Source organism: Streptomyces sp. bgisy130 (assembly GCF_057708345.1).
Map to the genome: position 1 here is coordinate 156,450 of NZ_JBYISA010000009.1, position 18,211 is coordinate 174,660.

The 18,211-nt window shown below is 74.8% G+C and carries 15 protein-coding genes and 1 tRNA gene; 3 read left to right on the forward strand and 13 right to left on the reverse strand.

The genetic code is table 11. The features are described 5' to 3' along the window. Positions 1-20: 20 nt before the first annotated feature. A complete protein-coding gene (locus tag AC3EUV_RS15230; protein WP_432140811.1) occupies positions 21-1,835 on the reverse strand; it encodes a putative bifunctional diguanylate cyclase/phosphodiesterase in 1,815 nt (604 codons plus the stop codon). Positions 1,836-2,194: 359 nt separating this feature from the next. Here AC3EUV_RS15230 and AC3EUV_RS15235 point away from each other — a divergent pair, with 359 nt between their 5' ends. Beyond that, a complete protein-coding gene (locus tag AC3EUV_RS15235; RefSeq protein ID WP_432140810.1) occupies positions 2,195-3,436 on the forward strand; it encodes a M6 family metalloprotease domain-containing protein in 1,242 nt (413 codons plus the stop codon). 59 nt (positions 3,437-3,495) lie between these two features. On the opposite strand, the gene AC3EUV_RS15240 is transcribed toward AC3EUV_RS15235, so the two are convergent. The 6 genes from AC3EUV_RS15240 to AC3EUV_RS15265 form a co-directional block, all read right to left on the reverse strand. Next, positions 3,496-3,569: transfer RNA gene (locus AC3EUV_RS15240), tRNA-Lys, on the reverse strand. 56 nt (positions 3,570-3,625) lie between these two features. Then, on the reverse strand, positions 3,626-4,261 hold the full coding sequence (locus AC3EUV_RS15245; protein WP_432140809.1) for a bifunctional DNA primase/polymerase: 636 nt from the start codon (positions 4,259-4,261) through the stop codon (positions 3,626-3,628). 182 nt (positions 4,262-4,443) lie between these two features. Beyond that, entirely contained in the window at positions 4,444-4,827 is a 384-nt protein-coding gene (locus AC3EUV_RS15250) for a hypothetical protein (RefSeq protein ID WP_432140808.1), read from the reverse strand. A 139-nt stretch (positions 4,828-4,966) separates the two neighbouring features. Continuing rightward, positions 4,967-6,379: an AAA domain-containing protein gene (locus tag AC3EUV_RS15255; RefSeq protein ID WP_432140807.1), complete on the reverse strand. Its 1,413-nt coding sequence runs from the start codon at positions 6,377-6,379 to the stop codon at positions 4,967-4,969. A gap of 40 nt (positions 6,380-6,419) precedes the next feature. Beyond that, positions 6,420-7,970: a hypothetical protein gene (locus tag AC3EUV_RS15260; protein ID WP_435603125.1), complete on the reverse strand. Its 1,551-nt coding sequence runs from the start codon at positions 7,968-7,970 to the stop codon at positions 6,420-6,422. Continuing rightward, a complete protein-coding gene (locus AC3EUV_RS15265) occupies positions 7,961-9,274 on the reverse strand; it encodes a hypothetical protein (RefSeq protein ID WP_435603126.1) in 1,314 nt (437 codons plus the stop codon). Before AC3EUV_RS15265 ends, AC3EUV_RS15260 begins: the two co-directional genes overlap by 10 nt. 207 nt (positions 9,275-9,481) lie before the next feature. Between AC3EUV_RS15265 and AC3EUV_RS15270 the strand changes: the two genes are divergently transcribed. After that, entirely contained in the window at positions 9,482-10,075 is a 594-nt protein-coding gene (locus AC3EUV_RS15270) for a histidine phosphatase family protein (RefSeq protein WP_435603127.1), read from the forward strand. Positions 10,076-10,172: 97 nt separating this feature from the next. Here the strand turns inward: AC3EUV_RS15270 and AC3EUV_RS15275 are convergent, their stop codons facing one another. Next, entirely contained in the window at positions 10,173-11,621 is a 1,449-nt protein-coding gene (locus tag AC3EUV_RS15275; RefSeq protein ID WP_435603128.1) for an NsdA family TPR-like regulatory protein, read from the reverse strand. A gap of 245 nt (positions 11,622-11,866) precedes the next feature. Between AC3EUV_RS15275 and AC3EUV_RS15280 the strand changes: the two genes are divergently transcribed. After that, positions 11,867-12,334, forward strand: a complete 468-nt coding sequence (locus AC3EUV_RS15280; RefSeq protein ID WP_432140952.1) for a hypothetical protein — start codon at positions 11,867-11,869, stop codon at positions 12,332-12,334. Positions 12,335-12,464: 130 nt separating this feature from the next. On the opposite strand, the gene AC3EUV_RS15285 is transcribed toward AC3EUV_RS15280, so the two are convergent. The 5 genes from AC3EUV_RS15285 to AC3EUV_RS15305 form a co-directional block, all read right to left on the reverse strand. Continuing rightward, positions 12,465-13,718 (reverse strand): NAD(P)-binding domain-containing protein, encoded by a 1,254-nt coding sequence (locus tag AC3EUV_RS15285; protein ID WP_432140802.1) that lies wholly within the window; start codon positions 13,716-13,718, stop codon positions 12,465-12,467. Positions 13,719-13,914: 196 nt separating this feature from the next. Continuing rightward, positions 13,915-15,222 (reverse strand): glycosyltransferase, encoded by a 1,308-nt coding sequence (locus AC3EUV_RS15290; RefSeq protein ID WP_435603129.1) that lies wholly within the window; start codon positions 15,220-15,222, stop codon positions 13,915-13,917. After that, positions 15,219-15,410: a hypothetical protein gene (locus AC3EUV_RS15295; protein WP_432140800.1), complete on the reverse strand. Its 192-nt coding sequence runs from the start codon at positions 15,408-15,410 to the stop codon at positions 15,219-15,221. The genes AC3EUV_RS15290 and AC3EUV_RS15295 overlap by 4 nt, the downstream gene beginning before the upstream one ends. Further along, the gene (locus AC3EUV_RS15300; RefSeq protein ID WP_435603130.1) at positions 15,407-16,909 is read right to left on the reverse strand and encodes an exopolysaccharide biosynthesis polyprenyl glycosylphosphotransferase; all 1,503 of its coding nucleotides are present in this window, start codon (positions 16,907-16,909) and stop codon (positions 15,407-15,409) included. Before AC3EUV_RS15300 ends, AC3EUV_RS15295 begins: the two co-directional genes overlap by 4 nt. A gap of 48 nt (positions 16,910-16,957) precedes the next feature. After that, a complete protein-coding gene (locus AC3EUV_RS15305) occupies positions 16,958-18,049 on the reverse strand; it encodes a hypothetical protein (RefSeq protein ID WP_435603131.1) in 1,092 nt (363 codons plus the stop codon). Between the last annotated feature and the right edge of the window lie 162 nt (positions 18,050-18,211).

Sequence of the window (18,211 nt, forward strand, 5' to 3'; positions counted from 1 at the left end):
CGCTGCGTACCTGTGACCCCTCAGGCCCCCGTGTGCCGGCCCGCGTCGAGGAGGGCCGCGACGCGGTCGGGGGCGACGGGGCGGGAGTAGAGCCAGCCCTGGCCGGTGTCGCAGCCGATCCGGCGGAGCCGTTCGGCCTGCTCGGCGCTCTCCACGCACTCGGCGGTGACCGTGAGGCCGAGCCGGTGCGCCAGCGCCACCAGCGCCTCCACGATCATCTCGTCCGCCGGGTTGGGATGCTCCTGCGAGCGGAAGCCGCGGACGAAGGACCCGTCCAGCTTCAGTACGGAGACCGGGAGGCGGCTGAGGTAGGCGAGGTTGGAGTAGCCGGTGCCGAAGTCGTCGATGGCGATCCGTACGCCCATGTCGCTCAGCGCCTGGAGGGCCTGGAGCGGGCGGCCGGCCGAGCCCATCACCGCCGACTCGGTCAGCTCCAGCTGGAGCAGCTCCGGCGGCAGCCCGGTCTCGGCGAGAATCCCGGCGACATCCGCCACCAGGTCGGAGTCCCACACCTGACGTACGGCCACATTGACGCTGACGAACAGCGGCTCGCCGGGGTGGGCCAGCTGCCAGGCGCGCGCCTGATAGCAGGCCCGCTCCAGCACCCAGCGGCCCAGCTCGACGATCGCGCCGTTCTCCTCCGCCAGGGCGATGAACCGATTCGGCGACAGCGTCCCGAACTGCGGATGCCGCCAGCGCACCAGCGCCTCCACGCCCTGCGCCCGGCCGTCGCCCAGCCCGACCAGCGGCTGGTACTCCAGGGTGAATTCGCCGCGGTCCACGGCCGGCCGCAGGGTGCTGGAGAGCGCCTGCCGGGTCATCCGGTGGGCGTTGCGCTCCGGGTCGAAGAGCGTCCAGCGGGCCTTGCCGTCCTCCTTGGCCCAGTACAGCGTGGTGTCCGCGGCCTGCATCAGACCGGTCGCGGTGGTGCCGGTGGCGGTCCGTTCCACGACGCCGATGCTCGCCGAGACCGACAGCCGCTGCCCGGCCAGGTCGAACGGGCGCTGAAGCGCGTCCAGCACACACTGGGCCAGCTCGGCGAGCTGATCGGTGCCGGTGGAGTCCTCCACCAAAAGAGCGAACTCGTCACCGCCGAGCCTGGCGACCAGGTGTCCGCCCCGGCCCGGCCCGCGGTCCGCCGCCGCCTCCGCGCAGCGGGTCAGCCGCTGCGCCACCGCGCTCAGCAGCCGGTCGCCGACGCGGTGCCCGAGGGTGTCGTTGACGGCCTTGAAGCCGTCCAGGTCGAGGTAGCAGAGTCCGATGCGGCCGGTGCCGGACGGGGCGAAGGAGGCGGTCTCCAGGGCGGCGGCGAGTCGCTCGAAGAACAGTGCCCGGTTGGGCAGCCGGGTCACCGGGTCGTGCATCTGGAGATGCCGCAGCCGGGCCAGCAGATCGTGCCGGTCGCTGATGTCCGCCACCGACAGCAGCATCCGCTCCTCGCCGCTGAGCGGCTCCGGGGTGAGCGGCTCGACGGTCACCTCCACCCAGACGGAGTGCCCTTCGGGGTGTTTGAGGCGGCGGGTACAGCGCATCCGGTCGCTGCGGCCGCACAGCACCTCGCGGTAGGCGGTCCACACCCGCGGGTCGGCGCCGAGGTCGGTGAGGTCCGCCGCGGTGGCGGCGACCAGCCCGTCCGGGTCGGTGCCGACCAGCTCGCCGAAGGCCGGGTTGGCGGCGAGGACCAGGCCGTCGCGGTTGAGGACGGCCATCGCCACCCGGGCCGCGTAGAAGGTGGCGCGGTAGTCGCCGAGCGAGGCGGCGGTGTCGTCGCCGGGCCCGCTCGGGGCCGGCCGGGCCTCGGTGGATTCTTTGGTCGTGTCCTCACGCTCCGTCACTGAGGGGAGCGTCGCTCCGGGCGTGCGGCCCGGGCTGTCGGGGTGTCCGCTCACTGCTCGCTCCCGCGTGGCGCTGTCTCGTGATGGAGGGGGGTCTCGCGCTGGAAAGTGTGGCGATCATAGAGGCTGGCACGACGGCCGATCCAGCGACGCAGCCGTGATCGCCCGCCCGCGTGACGGAACTTCAGCCATTTCTGCACGGCTCTGTTCGTACGGATTGCCCCCTTGGTCGTTTGTGACTTTCCGTTACGGGAGGGCCAAGACGCGCCGGTCACTCGTCCGGGCCTTCAAAACAGGACGAATAGCATTAAATCGCCACAGGGTAGATGAGGTCTCCGAATCCGTCCCTGGAGGTATGCGTGCCGCGCGCCCAGACGCTCGACAGGGGGGAGCGCCGCGGCCTGCGGCGCGTCGCGGCCGTCGCCACTTCTCTGAGCGCGCTCATCGCGACTTCCATCGTCGCCGGGCCCGCTACCGCCTCCGAGGCCGTGCTCCCGTGCGCCCTGGGACGCACCGACGCGCACCACTCCGAGGGCGTCGACAGCTGGAACGGGTCCTATCCGCGCCCGGACCGCCCGCTCAACGCCGTCATGATCTATCTGTCCTTCCCGGACGCCCGGCCTCTCTCGGCGCCGCAGGAGCTCTCCCGCGCCTACTTCCCTTCCACCTCCGGCTTCTTCGACCGCGCCTCCTACGGGAAGTTCCGGCTGCGCCCGCACATCCACCGCCACTGGATCCGGATGCCGCGCCCGTCCCCCGCCTACGGGATACAGCGCGACTGGGACGCCGGCCGGCGCTCGTCCTACCTGCACGACGCGGTCACCGCCGCCGACCCGTCCATCGACTTCAGCCGCTACGACGTGGTCTATTTCGTCGCCGACCCGGACGCCCCCGGCGTCGACTCGGACGCCACCAAGGTCGTCAACCTGGACCGGCCGATGCACGCCGACGACCACGACCTGAGCCGGTTCGTCACCGTCTTCGAGCAGAGCACCCCGGACCGCAATGTCCTCGCCCACGAGACCGGGCACGTCTTCGACCTGCCGGACCTCTACCACCGGCCGGAGGACGGCAAGGGCGACTGGGACACCTATGTCGGCGACTGGGACCTCATGGGCAGCCAGTTCGGACTGGCGCCCGACCCGTTCGCCTGGCACAAGTGGAAGCTCGGCTGGATCGCCGACAGCCAGGTTGACTGCGTCGAGCTGGCCGGACCCGCCATGCACTCCCTGCGGCCGCTGTCCGCCCCCAAGGAGCCTCGCGCCCAGCGCCGCCCGCGGCTGCTGGTGCTCCGTACGGGGCCCGACAGCGCACTCGCCATCGAGGCACGCGGTGCCACCGGCAATGATCGAGCCCTGTGCACCGAGGGCGTCCTGGTCTACCGCGTGCACAGCCGGACGGCCTCCGGGTCGGGCCCCGTGCAGGTGCTCGACGGGCATCCGGCCACCTCGGCCTGCTGGGGCACCTCGGTCTATCCGCCGCTCGCGGACGCGCCGCTGGGGGTGGGGGAGAGCCTGGACGACGCCGAGGACGGCGTCCGCATCCAGGTCGAGGGCCGGACGGCCGACGGGGACTGGGCGGTGAAGGTGAACCGCGGATGACTGTGCCGTCGACCGCAACGACGAAGGCCCCCACCGGAGTGAGGGCCTTCGACCGTCTGTGCGCCGCCAGGGACTCGAACCCCGGACCCGCTGATTAAGAGTCAGCTGCTCTAACCAACTGAGCTAGCGGCGCCTGCTGACGGGGAAAACATTAGCATCATGGCCGGGGAGGACAAAAATCGGTTTGTCTCAGCCCGCGGTCAGCAGCGAAACAGGGTGCTGAGCTGCGGCTTCGGCCGCCGGGCCGGCCATCGAGCGGGCCGCGCGGACACAGGCCCAGAGCAGCACGTCGGGACCGGGCAGCCAGGGGTTGTGGACATCGGGTGCCACCAGCCAGCGGGAGGCGGACGGGCCGGCCGGGTCCTCGTCGGCCGGGGCGCCGGCGCCCGCGGTCCGGTCCACGGCGGGGCTCCGGCGGGGGTGCAGCGGCGGGATGGTGACCGCGTCACCGCTGCCGTGGCACAGCAGCGGCGGGACGGCGGTGGCCCACTCCTCCCAGACGAGCAGCGCCGGCAGCCGCTGGGCGGTGCCGGGGGCGGCGAACAGCAGGATGCGGCCGCGGTGCGCCGCCACCGGCCCCGAGCCGGGGCCGTCGGACCATAAGCGGTCCACCATGCGCCGCCCGAAGAGCGCCGGGGCGTTGATCACGTCGAAGGTGGTACCGCAGGGCAGTGCGCTGGGCGCGGCCGGCCGGGTGGCCCACAGTGCGTGCATCTCGTCCGGATGGGGGCTGGCTGAGGCGAGCCAGTCGGCGCCCGCGAGGGTGACATAAGCCGCGGTCGGAAAGGCCAGGGTGCGGGGGGTCTCAGGCAGCCAGTCGCTCATGGGGACAGGTCTACCCAGCCGGCGCACGGTACTTGGCTGATTGGCGGAAAACGGGACGGGACGGTGGGGGAGCCGGTATCTTTCCCCCCTTGCATATGCCAGCGGCCCATGATCATGGACCATGGGCCGCCGCTGAGGCAGGTCGGACGGGTGGGGTTCCGGGGGCCGCCGGGCCCGTGCGGTCAGTCCATGTCGCCCGGCAGGGTGCCGCCGCTGCGCATCAGGCTGCGGCCGAACTCGATCATCTTCTGCGCATAGTCCTCGGTCCACTCCGCCTGCTCGGCGAGCACGGCCAGCGGCAGCCGGTCGAACCGGCTGGGGTCGGACAGCTGGGCCGCGGCCAGCGCCTGGAACTCCGTGGCGCGGTCGGCCGCGGCGCGGAAGGCCAGGGTCAGCTCCGTGGCGCGGCCGAGCAGCTCGCGCGGGTCCTCCATCGACTCCAGGCCGAAGAAGTGCTCGGGGTCGGCGACGGCCTCGGGCGGCTCGAAGAGCAGCTGCGCGGGCTTCAGCCGCCGTGGTCCGGGCGCCGTACCACGCGGGTCGGGAGCCGGTCGCGGCTCGGACATGTACCTACCTCCAGATCGTGTGCCGCATTCCATTGTCCCGCTGTGCGCAAGTGGGCCCCGGGGAGTGGCCGTACGCGCCGCCGGGGCGCCGTCCGGGTGATGCCGTAGGGGGTGTCTCGTCGCTCTCGGGAGACGCCCCCTAAGGGCGCCAGGTCACCCGGTGTTCCGCGAGATGGGCGAGGACGGCGTGGTTGGCTTCCCAGCCGTCCGGGAACTTGACCATGACGCCGAGGCGGACCGGCTCGGTCGAGGGGTGTTCGTCCAGCAGGCCGGCGACGCCCGCCCGGCACACCACGATGCAGGCGTGCCGGTGGCGGGAGGCGAGTACACACAGCCGGCCGGTCTCCAGATGGAAGGCGGTGGCGTCGGGCCGGCCGGACAGCGGATGCAGGACGACCGTGACATCGAACTCGCGGCCCTGGAGCCGGTTGGCGGTGTCCACCGCGACGCCGGTCACCCCCAGCTCGGCGAGCGCGGCGCGGACGCCGGCCGCCTGGTCACGATGGGCGGTGCCGACCGCGATCCGGGCGGCGGTCAGCGGTGCCGGGGCGGGCGCGGCACCCTCCGCGGCCCCGGGCGCCTCGCTGGTCGTGGCGCCGCCGCGGTCGAGGAGCCGGCGCACGACATGGGCCACCGCGCGCACCGCCTCCGGGTCCGTACGCGGCGTATGGCGGGCCGGCAGCTCCAGCAGGCCCCAGCCGGACTCGGCGGCCTCGTCCAGGACCCGGTCCACGCCCGAGCCGTCGCCCGGCACCCCGAACGCCAGCCGGCGGTCGCCGGGGCCGGTGCCGCTGCGGAACGGGGTGTACGGATAAAACGCGGCGGAGACCAGCGGCGCCGCCGAGGCGGGCAGCCGCCAGGAGACCGGCAGGCGGTGCTGCGGCAGGTCGGGGTTGTGGGCCAGGAGGGTGGCGACCGCGCTGGACGACGGGTCGTAGGCCAGCCCCGCCCACTGCTCCGCGCCGACCACGCTGAAGGGGTCCAGCTGGCCCGGATCGCCGACGAACAGCGCCCGCTCGAAGAGCCCGGCGACGCTCAGCAGCGCATCGGAGCGCATCTGGTAGGCCTCGTCCACGATGGCGTGCCGCCATGGCTCGTCGACCTTGGTGTACGCCCATTTCGCGGCCGTCGAGACCACGATGTCCAGCCCGGCCAGATCGGCGATCTTCGCGGACGTCCGGACCGCGGGCAGCTCGGCCAGCGCCGGGTCGAACGCGCCGGGCTCACTGCTGTGCAGCCGGCCGACCGGCAGCTGCGGATCCTTCTCGGCGAGCCGCAGCACCAGGTCGTCGACCTGGGCGTTGGTCTGCGCGACCACCATCAACGGGCGTCCGGCGGCGGCCAGTTCACGGGCCGCCCGCACCACGAGGGTGGACTTGCCGGCGCCGGGCGGGGAGTCCACGACCACGCCGCGCCGGGTGCCGTGCAGGGTGTCCCGCAGGATCGCGTCGGTCGCCGCGGCGGCCGCGGCGGCGGGGTCGAAGGGACCGTCCGTGGTGGTTCCCGCACTGCCTGAAGGGGGCGGGAGGTACGGGTCCTGAGTGGCCGTCATGCGGGAGCGTTCTCCAGGGCGGTCGAGGGCCGGGCGCGGGTCACAGGAAATCCTCCGCGGTCACGGGGTCGGGGGCGGGGTGCGGCAGGTCCGCGGCGCCGGGCGGCGGGCCGCCGTGGGTCCACGGGGTGTCCTCGGGATCCGGGAGCTCCGGGCCGCCGCGCGGGGCGTGCTCGAACAGCGTCCAGCACACCGCGTCGGCCGGCTCCGGCACCGAACCGGGCTCCGGTGTCTTCCCGCGCCCCATCCCGCCGGTCAGCCGGACCACCAGCGCCCCCGGCTCCCCGGCCACGGGCGCGACGAACTCGGCGGTCTGGGTCTTTCCGTCCGCCAGGGGACGGTAGAGCTTGCCGCCCCCGGACAGCTGCGGCCGGTCGGCCGTCCGCAGCGTGACCAGCGGGCGCGGCATCGGCCGCTTGCCCTCGGAGAAGGCCATCTCGACGGCGGTGACCGTGCCCTGGAACGCCTCCCCGGCCAGCCGGCGCCCGGCCATCACCAGCGGGTCGTCCAGGGCTTCCTGGGCGTCCAGTTGGGCCTGGGCGGTCTCCCGTGCGGACAGTTTCTGCGCGGCGGTGACGGCGTCGTCCTGTTTGGGCTGCGGGGGCTCCCCGGCGCTGATCCGGTCCCGGTGCGCGGTGTACGACCAGCGGTCGCGTTTCCAGCGGTCGGGGACCCGGGCGCCCGCGGGGAGCGTCCGCAGCAGGTCGATGCCGTGCCAGACGGCGTCCCAGGTCGGCCGCAACTGCCCCTCGACGAGGGTGCGGAGCGCCTCCTCGGCGCCCGGCAGCCCGGCGTCATAGCGGGCCATCGCGGGGGCGAGCAGCCGGTTGTCGAACGCCGGGTCGGTGGCCGGGCCGGCCGGCGGGCACCGCAGCTGCCCGTCCGCGTCCCGCGCCGACTCCGCGTGCTCGGCCGCCTCCCGGCCCGATGTCCCCGGCGGCGGGTCGATCCAGGAGAGCAGCGCGCCCAGGTGCTGGTCCTCCAGCACGCTCTGGCCCGTCGCCCAATGGCGGGTCAGCAGGCCGGTCATGGACAGCAGCAGGCTCGCGCCCGGGACCCGCGCCCGCTCGCCGAAATGGGTCAGCCAGCGGCCCAGCAGCGGGACATGCGGCGGCGCGGGATGCGGGGCCTCGGGCTCCTGCTCGGCCGTCCGCCGGAACCGCATCGAGCGGCCCAGCAGCCGGACGAACTCGATACCGGCGGCGCTCGGCACGATCAACTGCGGGGCATCCGCGCACAGTTCGACCTGCACCGGGACCTTCTTGCCGGTCTCCGGATCGGTCTCCTTGCGCTCCTCCCACTCGATGGCGTCCGCGAAGCCGTCCACATACGGCAGCACCGTCTCCGCCAGCTCGGCCAGGAACGCGAATCGCAGATCGCGGTCGCGCGGCTGAGGTACGGCCAGCAGCGCCGGCTTCTCGCGGTCCGTGCCGACCAGCGCGCCCAGGGGAGCACCGGCCTCGCCCGCGGTCGTCAACGGGACGAACACCAGCGGGCGTTCGGACAGATGGCGGTGCCGGACCGTGCAGCGCGGCTGGGCGCGGCCCGCCGCCACCGCCTCCATCCGGGCCAGCGTCTCGATCAGTGACATCCCGGCTCCTCCGCTCGCGGGGTCGGCACGGTGGGGCGGGCCAGCGCCCCGTCCCGCAGCGCGGCGGCCCGCCGCAGCGCGACGACGGCCGGGTCGTCCGGCCCGTCGTCGGCGGGCGGCTCCGGATCCTGGGGGCGGGCCGCCGCCAGCACCTCCTCGATGGTGCGCAGCCCGCCCAACTCGCCCCGGACGCCGCGCCCCAGCGCCTCCACCGCGCCGTCGGCGCGGGACCGGGTGCGGCAGTGGAAGGCCAGCTCGCACGCGGCCAGGCACTCGGGGGCGTAGGCCGCGTCGACCAGCTCGACGGCCTCGGCCAGCTCCTCGGGCCGGCGGGTCGCCGTCTTCCCGTCGTCCGCCAGCCGCAGGTCGAAGGTGGTCTCCGGAGGGAGGGCGGCGGCGATCTCGTCGACCCGGGTGAGCCGGGACAGCTGCCGCCGGGTCGTGGCCAGCTGCTTGCGGACGTCGACGGCGGCGGCCGTGGGGAGGTTGGAGAAGTCCTTCGGGCACACCAGCAGCACCCGGTCGCGCACCCGGACCGCGCGGCCGGTGTGCGCGGCGACATGACCGGCGACCGGCTCCAGGGCCAGCGCATACACGGCCGCCTGCCGTGCGGCGGCGCCCACCTTGGCGGCGTCCGCCGAACCGTCGATCATCGGGAAGGACTTGATCTCGACGACCGTCCAGCTGCCGTCCGGATGCACCACCACCGCATCCGGCTCCACATAGGCGGGTGAGCCGGCCACCTCGACGACCAGCATCGGATGGTCGAGCAGCGCCCAGCCGCCGGCCGCGGTCGCCTCGCGCAGCGCCAGCGCCGTACGCGCGGCCCGGCCCTCCGGCCCGGCCGCGGACAGCTCGGGGGCGGCGACCTCCTCCGGCACGGGCGGCGGGGTGCCGGGCGCCAGCCGCTCGTGCAGCAGCCGCAGCAGCTCCGTGCCGCCGTCGGCCTTCACCCGGGCCTCGAAAGCGTTGCCGCGGACGATCGCGAACTGGGACTGGCCGTACGCCGCCGGCGAGCCCAGCGCCTGGGCCAGCGCGCCCTTGTCGATGCCCGCGCCGTCCAGCAGCGCGCGGCGCCGGCAGCCGGGGTTGGCGGCCAGCGCGGCCAGCGCGCGGGCGTCGAGCGAGCGGGGGCGGACGCCGGGGCCGCGCAGCTCGGCGAGCCTCCCCCGGCTCACGCCGGGAGGTGCCGCCACCGGCGGGCGCGGCGTGGCCGTCGGCTGCTCCGCCGGAGGGGCGGCCGACGCGGATCGACTCTCGCGCGAAACGTTCACCCGCGGAAGTCTCGCATCCAGCACCGACATGCGGGGCGCTCGCCCGCCGGCCGGCCGCCGCCGGATGCCGCTCCCCGCCCCTGCGCCGTATCCGGGAGCGGCCCGGGGCCCGCCCCCGGGCGGGAGGCCCTCCCCGGTCAGGGACAAATCGACCCGATGCGCGATGATGGAAAGCCCGCGGTCACCGCCGCCCGCACCGAGCAACGAGCAGCCGAGCGATCGGCGAGAGGTACGACCATGGCAGCGCGCATATTCCTGGCCAGACACGGGCAGACCGAGTGGTCCCTCTCCGGCCGGCACACCGGCCGTACGGACGTCCCGCTGCTGGACGAGGGCCGGCGCGGCGCCAAGCTGCTGGGCGAGCGGCTGCACCGCGCCCCCTGGGACGGACTGCCGGGCGTCGAGGTCCGCACCAGCCCCCTGGTACGCGCCAGTGAGACCTGTGAGCTGGCCGGCTTCGGCGACCGGGCGCAGCCGTGGGACGCGCTGATGGAGGTCGACTACGGCGCGTACGAGGGCCTGACCCCGGCCGAGATCAAGTCCGGCCGGCCGGACTGGCTCCTCTGGCGCGACGGGGCGCCCGAGGGGGAGACGCTCGCCGAGGTCGCCGCGCGGGCGGACGAGGTCGTCGGCTGGGCGCGGTCCGCCGACCGCGATGTGCTGGTCTTCGCCCACGGCCACATCCTGCGCACCCTCGGCGCCCGCTGGCTGGGCCTGGACATCTCCTTCGGTGCCCGGATCCGGCTGGACCCGACGTCCCTGTCGGTGCTCGGCTGGGCCTACGGGGAACCGGCGATCGAGCGCTGGAACGACACCGGACACCTGGGCTGAACGACGACACCGGACACCTGGGCTGAACGGCGGCCGCCCGGCCGGGGGCGGCACCGCAGCCGCCTGACGGGGCGTCGGACGCCGGGCGGGCGGGCCGTCAGCCGGCGGAGTCCCCGCCCGGCGTCCCGTCACCGGACCCGGCCGAGGCCGCGTGCCGCTCCAGGAAGCCGGCGACCGCACCGCCGTCGTGATAGGCCCGCAGCGTCCGGGCCGTGCCGTCGAGCATCGTCCGGATACGGGCCGAACGGACCTCCTCCAGCAGGGACAGCACCCGGCCCCCGGCCGCGGCGGCCTCCTCGGGCTCACCGCTGTCCGCGAGATCACCCGCGAGCTCCGCGGTGAACAGCGCGATATTGCGGGTGAAATGGGAATCCTGGAGCGCCACCGCCCGGCGCGCATGCTCCACCGCGCGCCCCGCGTCACCCAGGGCCGACCAGCACTGCGCCTCCAGGCCCGCCAGTTCGGCCTCGCCGTAGAACGTCATCCACTCCGGGTCACCGTCCCGCGGCCCGCCCGCGAACAGCCGCTCGGCCCGCGCCAGCGCCTGCTCACAGCCGGCCCGGTCGGCCAGCCCCGCCCAGCCGCCCGCCTCCCGCAGCGCCAGCAGCGACAGCAGCCGCGGCGAGGCCAGCTGCTTGGCGGCCTGCTGCGCCGCCTGCGCGGCCCGCACCGCCTCCCGCGGCCGGCCGGCATCGCGGGCGAGGAAGGCCGTGTTGCAGAACGCGTGCGCCTCCAGGGCGGCATCACCGCAGACCCGGGCGGTGGCCAGGGCCTCCGCATAGTGGGATCTGGCGTCGCCGAAGCGTCCCGAGTCATGCGCCAGCCAGCCGACGGTGATGGCGAGTTCACCCGCCCCCGCGTGCAGCCGGTCGGAGACCGATCTGCGCTGTACGCCCGCGTCCAGCAACTCGTAGGCGGCGCGCAGCGGCTGGGTGGCGCGGCGGTAGATGCCCTCCGCGCCGTGCCGGTCGTCCAGCAGCCGGATATGGCGGACGGCCTCCTCGACCGCGGCGGCCTCGGCGGCTCCGGGCCGCCCGGTGGCGGGCGCGCGCGGGCCCGGCACATGGGCGGACGCGGCGGCGGCAGCGGCCTCGATGGGATGCAGGGCGGCGAAGCCCAGGGCTGCTGCCGGGCCGCCGGTGATGAACGCGCGACGCAGCACGTCGCTCTCCTCGCAGATCTGGATACGGGTATCGCGGTGGTCGGGGTCGGTTGCCAGGGGCGCGGCGCCGACCGCCGCCGTACGCGCCCCCCGTCCGCGTACCGCCTCGCGCGGCGCGAAGCCCATGTCGGGCAGCGTCAGCCCGGGGAACATGTGCCGGAACACCCGCTCGTAGGCGTAGTTCGGACACCGGATCTCCCCGGACTCGACGCGGCCCACATAGCGGGCGTCGCACGAGACCTGTTCGCCGATCTCACGGGCGGACCGTCGGACCGCCGCCGCGAACTCGCCCGGTGACAGCCGGCCGCGCAGCTGTCGGAAAGCGAGGTTCGGGCGGGCGGGTACGGTGCGGGACGACGCTGAACTAGCTGCTGGCGACGCCATGGCGGACCCTCTCCGTGCCCTCTCCGTGCCATCAGGTGGCGTTGCCGCCTCCTGGCGGTGCGGCGGGTTGACCGTACCGGCTGTGATGGCTCCGATACGCACAGTTTGGCTACAAATCGGATATCTCGCGCGCGATCTGCCATGAACTGCCATCCTTTGCAGCGTTACGCCGCCGTAGCTGTTGACACGTCCGGCCGTTGAAGTCGGTGTAAAGGGTCGGGTACGTGCAGGAGGAGGGGTTCTCCGTGTGGGAGACCGGCGTGAGCAGGGTCGGCAACGGGTCCGCGGGCCGGGCCGGCGGCGGGCGGGGGCCGGCTGTCGCGGCCGGGACACCGGCCGTACCGGCCCAGGCGTGTGACCTCGTCACGGTGCCCGCCCGGCAGGGGCTGGAAGCCGTCGACATCCTCCGGCTGCGGGACGATGTCGGCCCCGTTCTGCACGACGGCGCCTGCGACACCCTCGGCTTCCTCGTGCCGGCGGGCACGGCGGACGGCTGGGACGTGCCGGGCAGCGCCTGCACCCAGACCTCCGGGCGGGGGATCGCCCTGGGCGCGCTGTGCGAGGAAGGGGCCCCGGAGGAGCCGCCGGTGACCGGCACCGGCTGGCTGGTGCCGCCGGAGGGCGCGGGCGCCGCCGCCACCGATCCGGCCGTCCTGCGCGCGGCACTCGGCGAGGCGGCCCGCACGATCGAGGCCGTCGACCGCTGCCAGTGAGCCCGGGCGGGCCGCCTGCGAGAGGGCCGTACGCGTGAGGGGTCGCACGCGAGAGGGCGTGCACGCGAGAGGGGCCGTCCGGCCACTGCCGGGCGGCCCCTTCGGGCGGGCGGGACTTCGCGGGCAGGCCCTAGTGGGCGGCCGGGGTGCTGTCCCGTGCCGGGCGGGGGATGGTGGTGGCGCCGCGGCGGTCGCCGAGGCGGCGCTGTACGCCGCGCAGCAGCCGCGCCGCGGTGAAGGCCGCCCCGTACACGAAGCGCATCGACGGGCCGAACGACGGCGCGGACAGCAGCCCCGCGAAGAACAGTCCGGGCCAGGACGATTCGAAGCCGGCGCTCAGTTCGGGCGCCCGGCTGCCGCCCACCGTCCGCAGGGTGGTGCGCACCCGGGGGTGGAGCAGCCGCAGCCGCCCGAGGTCCGGGGTGAAGCCGGTGGCCGCCACCACGTGGTCGGTGTCGACGGTCTCGGAACCGCCGTCCGTATGGGTCAGATGGAGCCGCACCCCGTCCTCATGGGGCGTCGCCGCCCGGAGCCGGTGGCCCAACAGGACCGGCACCACCGGCTCGAAGCGCTCCCGCAGCCACCACGCGCCCGCCGGGCCCGGTACGTGCGCGGCGAGATGCACCCGGGTCGCCGGGGGCAGCCTGTGCACCGCCCCGGGCAGCTCCGACCACAGCCAGCTCGGCCAGCCGGTGCCGAGCCCGGAGTGCGGTGCGCGCAGCGCCCGCAGCCGGCCGCGCTCCAGTGGCGGTGGCGGGGACTGCCAGTGCAGCTGGTCGGCGCGGGCCACGAGGCGGGGCCGGGCGCCCTGTTCGGCCAGCAGGGTCGCGGTCTCCAGCGCGGACTGCCCGGAGCCGATCACGGTGACGTCCTGGCCGCCGAAGCGGCGTAGATCGCGGTGGTCGCTGCTGTGCGAGGCGAGTTCCGGGGGCAGTTCGAGCAGTGGCCAGGGGCGGTTGGCGAACGGCAGCACACCGACGGCGAGCACCACGGTCCGGGCCGCGATCTGCTCGCCGGTGTCCGTCTCGACGTGGAAGCCGTCGCCGTCCGGGCGTACGGCGGTGACGGTGACCTCCTCGACCTGCGGCACCGCCCGTTCGCCGAACCAGCTGCCGTACGCGGCGAAGGTGCCGAGGGGCAGCGGGACGCCGTGCTCGGCGGTCAACTCGTGGGCGGCGCAGTAGTCGGCCAGGGTGTGGCCGCCGGCCGGGTCGGAGAGGTCGGTCGACCAGGGCGCGGACGTGAGGAGCATGCCGTCGGGCATGTGATCGCGCCACGAGGCCATCGGCCGGCCCAGGACCCGCAGCCGCAGTCCGGCCGCCGCCGCGTGCGCGGCGATCGAGAGTCCGTAGGGGCCGGCGCCCACCACGACGAGGTCGTACATGGAAGTTCCCTGCGCTTTCTCTTTGTGTGGTGAGGTGCTCCCCCCACCCCCGAACCCACCCCCCACCCCCGAACCCACCCCCCGCCCCCTCCCCCGAAGGGGGAGAGGGGGAGGGGGCGGGGGAGCGCCGGAACCGCGGCCTCCGGCCCCGGTCTTGGGCCCCGGTCTTGGGCCCGGGGCTTGGGCCTCGGGCCGCCTACCGATTCGACAGCGGCGACGGATCCGGCGAAGGATCCGGCGACCGTGCCGGATCCGGCAGTGACACGCTCACCGGGGGGAGCGCGGCCGCCCGCCCCTGGCGTGGCGGTACCGCCGTCGGGCTGCCGCGCCGGGCCGGGGTGTCGGCCAGGGCCTGCTCGTACACGGACATCAGGGCCTCGGCACTGCGGGTGATGTCGTAGCGCCGCACCACGGGCGGGACCGGCAGCCGGCCCGGGCCTTGGCGTCGCAGTTCCCTCAGTGCGGTGCCCAGTTCATGGACGTTGAGGCCGAAGTGGCGGGCGCCGGGGGCCTGGTCGGCGGGGAGTTCGTCGACGGCGGGGCAGCTGCCGTAGAGGACGTGCAGGCCGGACGCGAGCGCCTCCAGGACGGCCAGGCCGAACGCCTCGTCCGGGGAGGGTGAGACGAAGACGTCGATGGCCGAGAGCAGCCCGGGGATATCGGGCCCGGCGGCCCCTCGGCCGTCGGGCGTCCCACCGGCCGCCCCACCGGCCGCCCCACCGGCCGCCCCATCGACCGCCCCATCGCGCTCGCCCAGCAGATGGATCCGGTCGCCCGAGCCGAACTGCTGCGCCATCCGCCGCAGCATGTCCCGCTCCGGTCCCGCGCCCGCCAACAGCAGGTGTACACCGGGCAGTTGGGTCACCGCCCGGACCAGTACGTCGAACCGTTTGCCGGGCACCAGCCGCCCGGCGCCACCGACCACGAAGGCGTCCAGCGGCAGCCCCAGCCGGGTCCGTACCAGCGCCCGCGCCGACGGATCGAAGCCGAATCGGTGTGCCTCGATGCCGTTGGGCACCACATGGATCCGCTGCTCCGGTACGCCCCAGCGGCGCAGCCGGGCGGCGACGGTGTCCGAGACGGCGACGGTGGCCGTCCCCAGCCGTTCGGTGGCCCGGTAGAGCGTGCGGACGCCACGGGTCAGCCGGCGGCCCTCGATGACCGCGTCGCCCAGGGAGTGTTCGGTGGCCACCACGGCCCGTACGCCGGCCAGCCGGGCGGCGACCCGGCCGTAGACGCAGGCCCGGTAGAGGTGGGTGTGCACCAGGTCGTAGCCGCCGTCGCGGATCAGCCGGGTGAGACGGGGGAGCGCGGTCAGGTCCCGGTTGCCGGTCATCCCGAGGTGGGTGACGGGGGTGCCGTCGGCCTCGATGCCCTCGGCGACCGGGCCCGGACTGGTCAGGGTGAGGACCTCGCAGGGCACGGGGAGCCGGCGCAGCAGCAGCCGCAGCTGCTGTTCGGCGCCGCCCACGTCGAGGTCTGTGATCACATGCAGAACCTTCACCGGATGCCTCCAGAGGTAGCGGCCGGGGTCGTGGTCCGGTCGGGGGGCAGGGCACGGCGCCGCAGCGGATGCCGGGCGCGGTCACGGGGGCCCGGCCGGTCCCAGGCGTGGCCGCCCCCGGGTCTGCCGGGCAGGGTGGGCACCGCGGTGGTGCGGCCGGGGCGGGGCGGCGGCGCGCCCGCGCTCATCTGCCCTCCAGCCGCACCACCGAGGCCAGGGTGCGCAGCAGGATCAGCAGGTCCAGCCGCAGCGACCAGCTGTCGATGTAGAGGTTGTCGAAGCGGGCCCGGTCCTCGATGGAGGTGTCGCCGCGCAGTCTGTGCACCTGCGCCAGGCCGGTCATGCCCACCGGCATCCGGTGCCGGGCGCCGTAGTCCGGGCAGGTGCCAAGGAACTGCTCGACGAAGAAGGGGCGTTCCGGCCGCGGCCCGACCAGGCTCATCTCGCCGCGAAGTACGTTCCACAGCTGCGGCAGCTCGTCCAGCGAGGTGCGCCGCAGCAGCCGGCCGGTCCGGCTCATCCGGTGCTCGTCCGCCAGGCTCCAGCGGGTCGCCGCCTCGTGTGCGTCGCCCGGGTGCCAGGTACGGAACTTCAGCAGGGTGAAGGTGCGGCCCCCGCGGCCGATACGTTCCTGCCGGAAGAGCACGCCGGGCCCGTCGGCGAGCCGTACCGCGAGGGCGCAGCCCAGCAGCAGGGGCGCCGTGAGCACCAGCGCGGACGCGGCCAGCGTGAGGTCCAGCAGCCGCTTGCCCCCACTCCCGTGCCGGGGCGGGGCGGTCTCCAGACGCCGGCAGGGGAAGCCCCACAGATGGTCGGTGCCGGCCTGCGGGGTCCGGCCCTCGCGGGCGGCCGCGGCGCCGGCCAGCCAGACGGCCGAGCCCTGGTCGATGAAGCGGCGCAGCAGCGCGGCGGTGTGCGGATCTGCGTACGGCGGCAGGGTGAACACCACGTCCCGCACGGTGTGCTGGATGACGGCCCGGGTGATGTCGGGCGCGGAGCCGATCCGTGGCAGCGGCGGGCCGGCGGGGGACGGGAGCGCGTCCGCGGGCCCGCCGGGCGGCAGGGACGGCGGGGTGACCACCCCCACCGGGCGCAGCCCGGACTCGGGGCGGGCGTGCAGTACGGCGGCGAGCTGACCGGCCGCCGGGTCGGTGCCGACGATCAGCGTGGCGCGCGGCCGGCGGCGGGCGGCCCGGCGGCGGGCCCGGTGGACCGCGGCCCGGCCGCCGCAGACCAGCGCGGTGTGCCCGGCCACCGCACCGGCCAGCAGGACCGGCGACAGCGCCTGTCCGGGGCGTACGGCGGCGAGCACCGCGGCCGCCGCGCACCAGCAGACGGCGGACCGGCCCAGCAGCGTCGGCAGTTCGGCCAGCGCCCGCGGGGCGGGGCCGGGGCGGTAGAGGCCGGCGTGGGTGTGGAGCAGCAGCAGGCCCGCCAGCAGGAGGCCGAGGGCGGCGGGTGGCGTCGTGGCGCCGAGGACGAGCAGCGCGGTGGCGGCGGTGGCCAGCGTGTCGGCGGCCAGCAGCGGGGCGACGGTCCGCCGCCGTACGCCGCGGCCGGGCCGGGGCGGGGGCAGGGTTCCCCGCCCCGGCCCGCGGGGCGGACGGACCGCGGCCGCCGGGCGGGGGACCGCCGGCGGGGGCGGGACCCGGGCGGCGCGGTGCGCGTCCGCGCTCTCCGTCGTCATCGGCTGATCCGCTCTCTGCTCTCCGGGCACGGCGGGAATGTCCGGGGCTCAGCGCCGGGAATCGGTCTGGACGAAGAGCGCGCCGAGCAGATATCCGGGATCGCGGGTGGTGAAGCGGAAGGTGAGCCGATCGCCGCCGAACCGCAGCGCGGGGGTGATGTCGAATACGTCGGAATCAAATCCGAGGGTGTTCCGGTAAGCGGGCCACCGCACCGTCGGCCGGCCGAAATCGGTGACCGTCGAATTCATCACGTCGGTCGCCGGATTGGCGGCATCGCGCACCGTCTGCGCGGTGTGCCGGCCGGCCCGGACGGAGAGCGCGTCATTTCCGCGGCCGCGGTCGCCGTCGTATGCCACCACACCGGCCCGGCCCGGTGAATTCGCCGGGATACGCGGTCCGGGCAGCCGCAGCGAAAGCTCCCGGCGGTCCGCGCCCAGCGCCTGGAAACCGTCCCACAGCGCGATGCTGCGCAGCGGCTGCTTTTTGTTCTCGTATGCGGCCACCAAAGTCCAGCCGCCCCAGACGCCGGTGGGGGAATGGCTCGTCGCCATATTGATCTGCGCCACGGTATAGGCGCCGGCGCCGCTGCTCCGCACCAGTCGGGTGACATCCGCGGACGCCTGGAATCCCTCGGCCGCGGAATGCGGGCGGTGCCCGCTCAGGGTGTCGGCGACCACCTGCCGGTACCGGCCGCCGGGCTCGGCGATCAGCACCCGGCCGTTGTTCCCGGCGGTCTGCTGGGTGCCGCCCCGCCGGCTGCCGCCCCAGTACAGCCGGGCGTAGCTCACCCGGGAGCCGGCCGGGAGGTGCAGCGTGGCGCTGCTGGAGTTGGCGGTACGGGCGTCGGAGTCGACGTCGATGGCGGCCATCCGGTAGAGGCCGTTCCGGCCGGCGCCGCCCTGCTGGGCCACCGCACACGGGGTCGCGGTGCGGCCGGCCGCCGTTTTGCAGGTGACCGAGGAGTTGGCGGCGCGGGCGATACCGCCGTGCTGAGTGGCGTGATAGCGCTCGGTGAAAGGAATTCGTGCGGATTCCCCGGGGGCCGGTGCGGCCACTGCCGAAGACAGTGCGGCCGACAATGCCAAGGACGCCAGCGCGCATACGACGCCGCGCCCGGTGCGGTCCATCGACTTCCGCATGTCTTCCTCTCCGACTTCAATCAGTCAAACAGGAGAGCACTCTGACAGAAATCATGTTGGAAACCGCGGCAGGCGCGCCGGACCCCGGCCGGCGGCGGCCATTCAGGGGAATGCCGGAGTACGCCTCGTCCGGCTGTTGCTGCCAGAAGGGCTAAGGATTTC

Excerpts from the sequence above, each read along its gene's own strand:
- AC3EUV_RS15245 (WP_432140809.1), bottom strand. The coding sequence starts at position 4,261 with ATGAGCGACTGGCTGCCTGAGACCCCCCGCACCCTGGCCTTTCCGACC.
- AC3EUV_RS15250 (WP_432140808.1), bottom strand. The coding sequence starts at position 4,827 with ATGTCCGAGCCGCGACCGGCTCCCGACCCGCGTGGTACGGCGCCCGGA.
- AC3EUV_RS15255 (WP_432140807.1), bottom strand. The coding sequence starts at position 6,379 with ATGACGGCCACTCAGGACCCGTACCTCCCGCCCCCTTCAGGCAGTGCG.
- AC3EUV_RS15260 (WP_435603125.1), bottom strand. The coding sequence starts at position 7,970 with ATGTCACTGATCGAGACGCTGGCCCGGATGGAGGCGGTGGCGGCGGGC.
- AC3EUV_RS15265 (WP_435603126.1), bottom strand. The coding sequence starts at position 9,274 with ATGTCGGTGCTGGATGCGAGACTTCCGCGGGTGAACGTTTCGCGCGAG.
- AC3EUV_RS15270 (WP_435603127.1), top strand. The coding sequence starts at position 9,482 with ATGGCAGCGCGCATATTCCTGGCCAGACACGGGCAGACCGAGTGGTCC.
- AC3EUV_RS15275 (WP_435603128.1), bottom strand. The coding sequence starts at position 11,621 with ATGGCGTCGCCAGCAGCTAGTTCAGCGTCGTCCCGCACCGTACCCGCC.
- AC3EUV_RS15285 (WP_432140802.1), bottom strand. The coding sequence starts at position 13,718 with ATGTACGACCTCGTCGTGGTGGGCGCCGGCCCCTACGGACTCTCGATC.
- AC3EUV_RS15295 (WP_432140800.1), bottom strand. The coding sequence starts at position 15,410 with ATGAGCGCGGGCGCGCCGCCGCCCCGCCCCGGCCGCACCACCGCGGTG.
- AC3EUV_RS15300 (WP_435603130.1), bottom strand. The coding sequence starts at position 16,909 with ATGACGACGGAGAGCGCGGACGCGCACCGCGCCGCCCGGGTCCCGCCC.
- AC3EUV_RS15305 (WP_435603131.1), bottom strand. The coding sequence starts at position 18,049 with ATGCGGAAGTCGATGGACCGCACCGGGCGCGGCGTCGTATGCGCGCTG.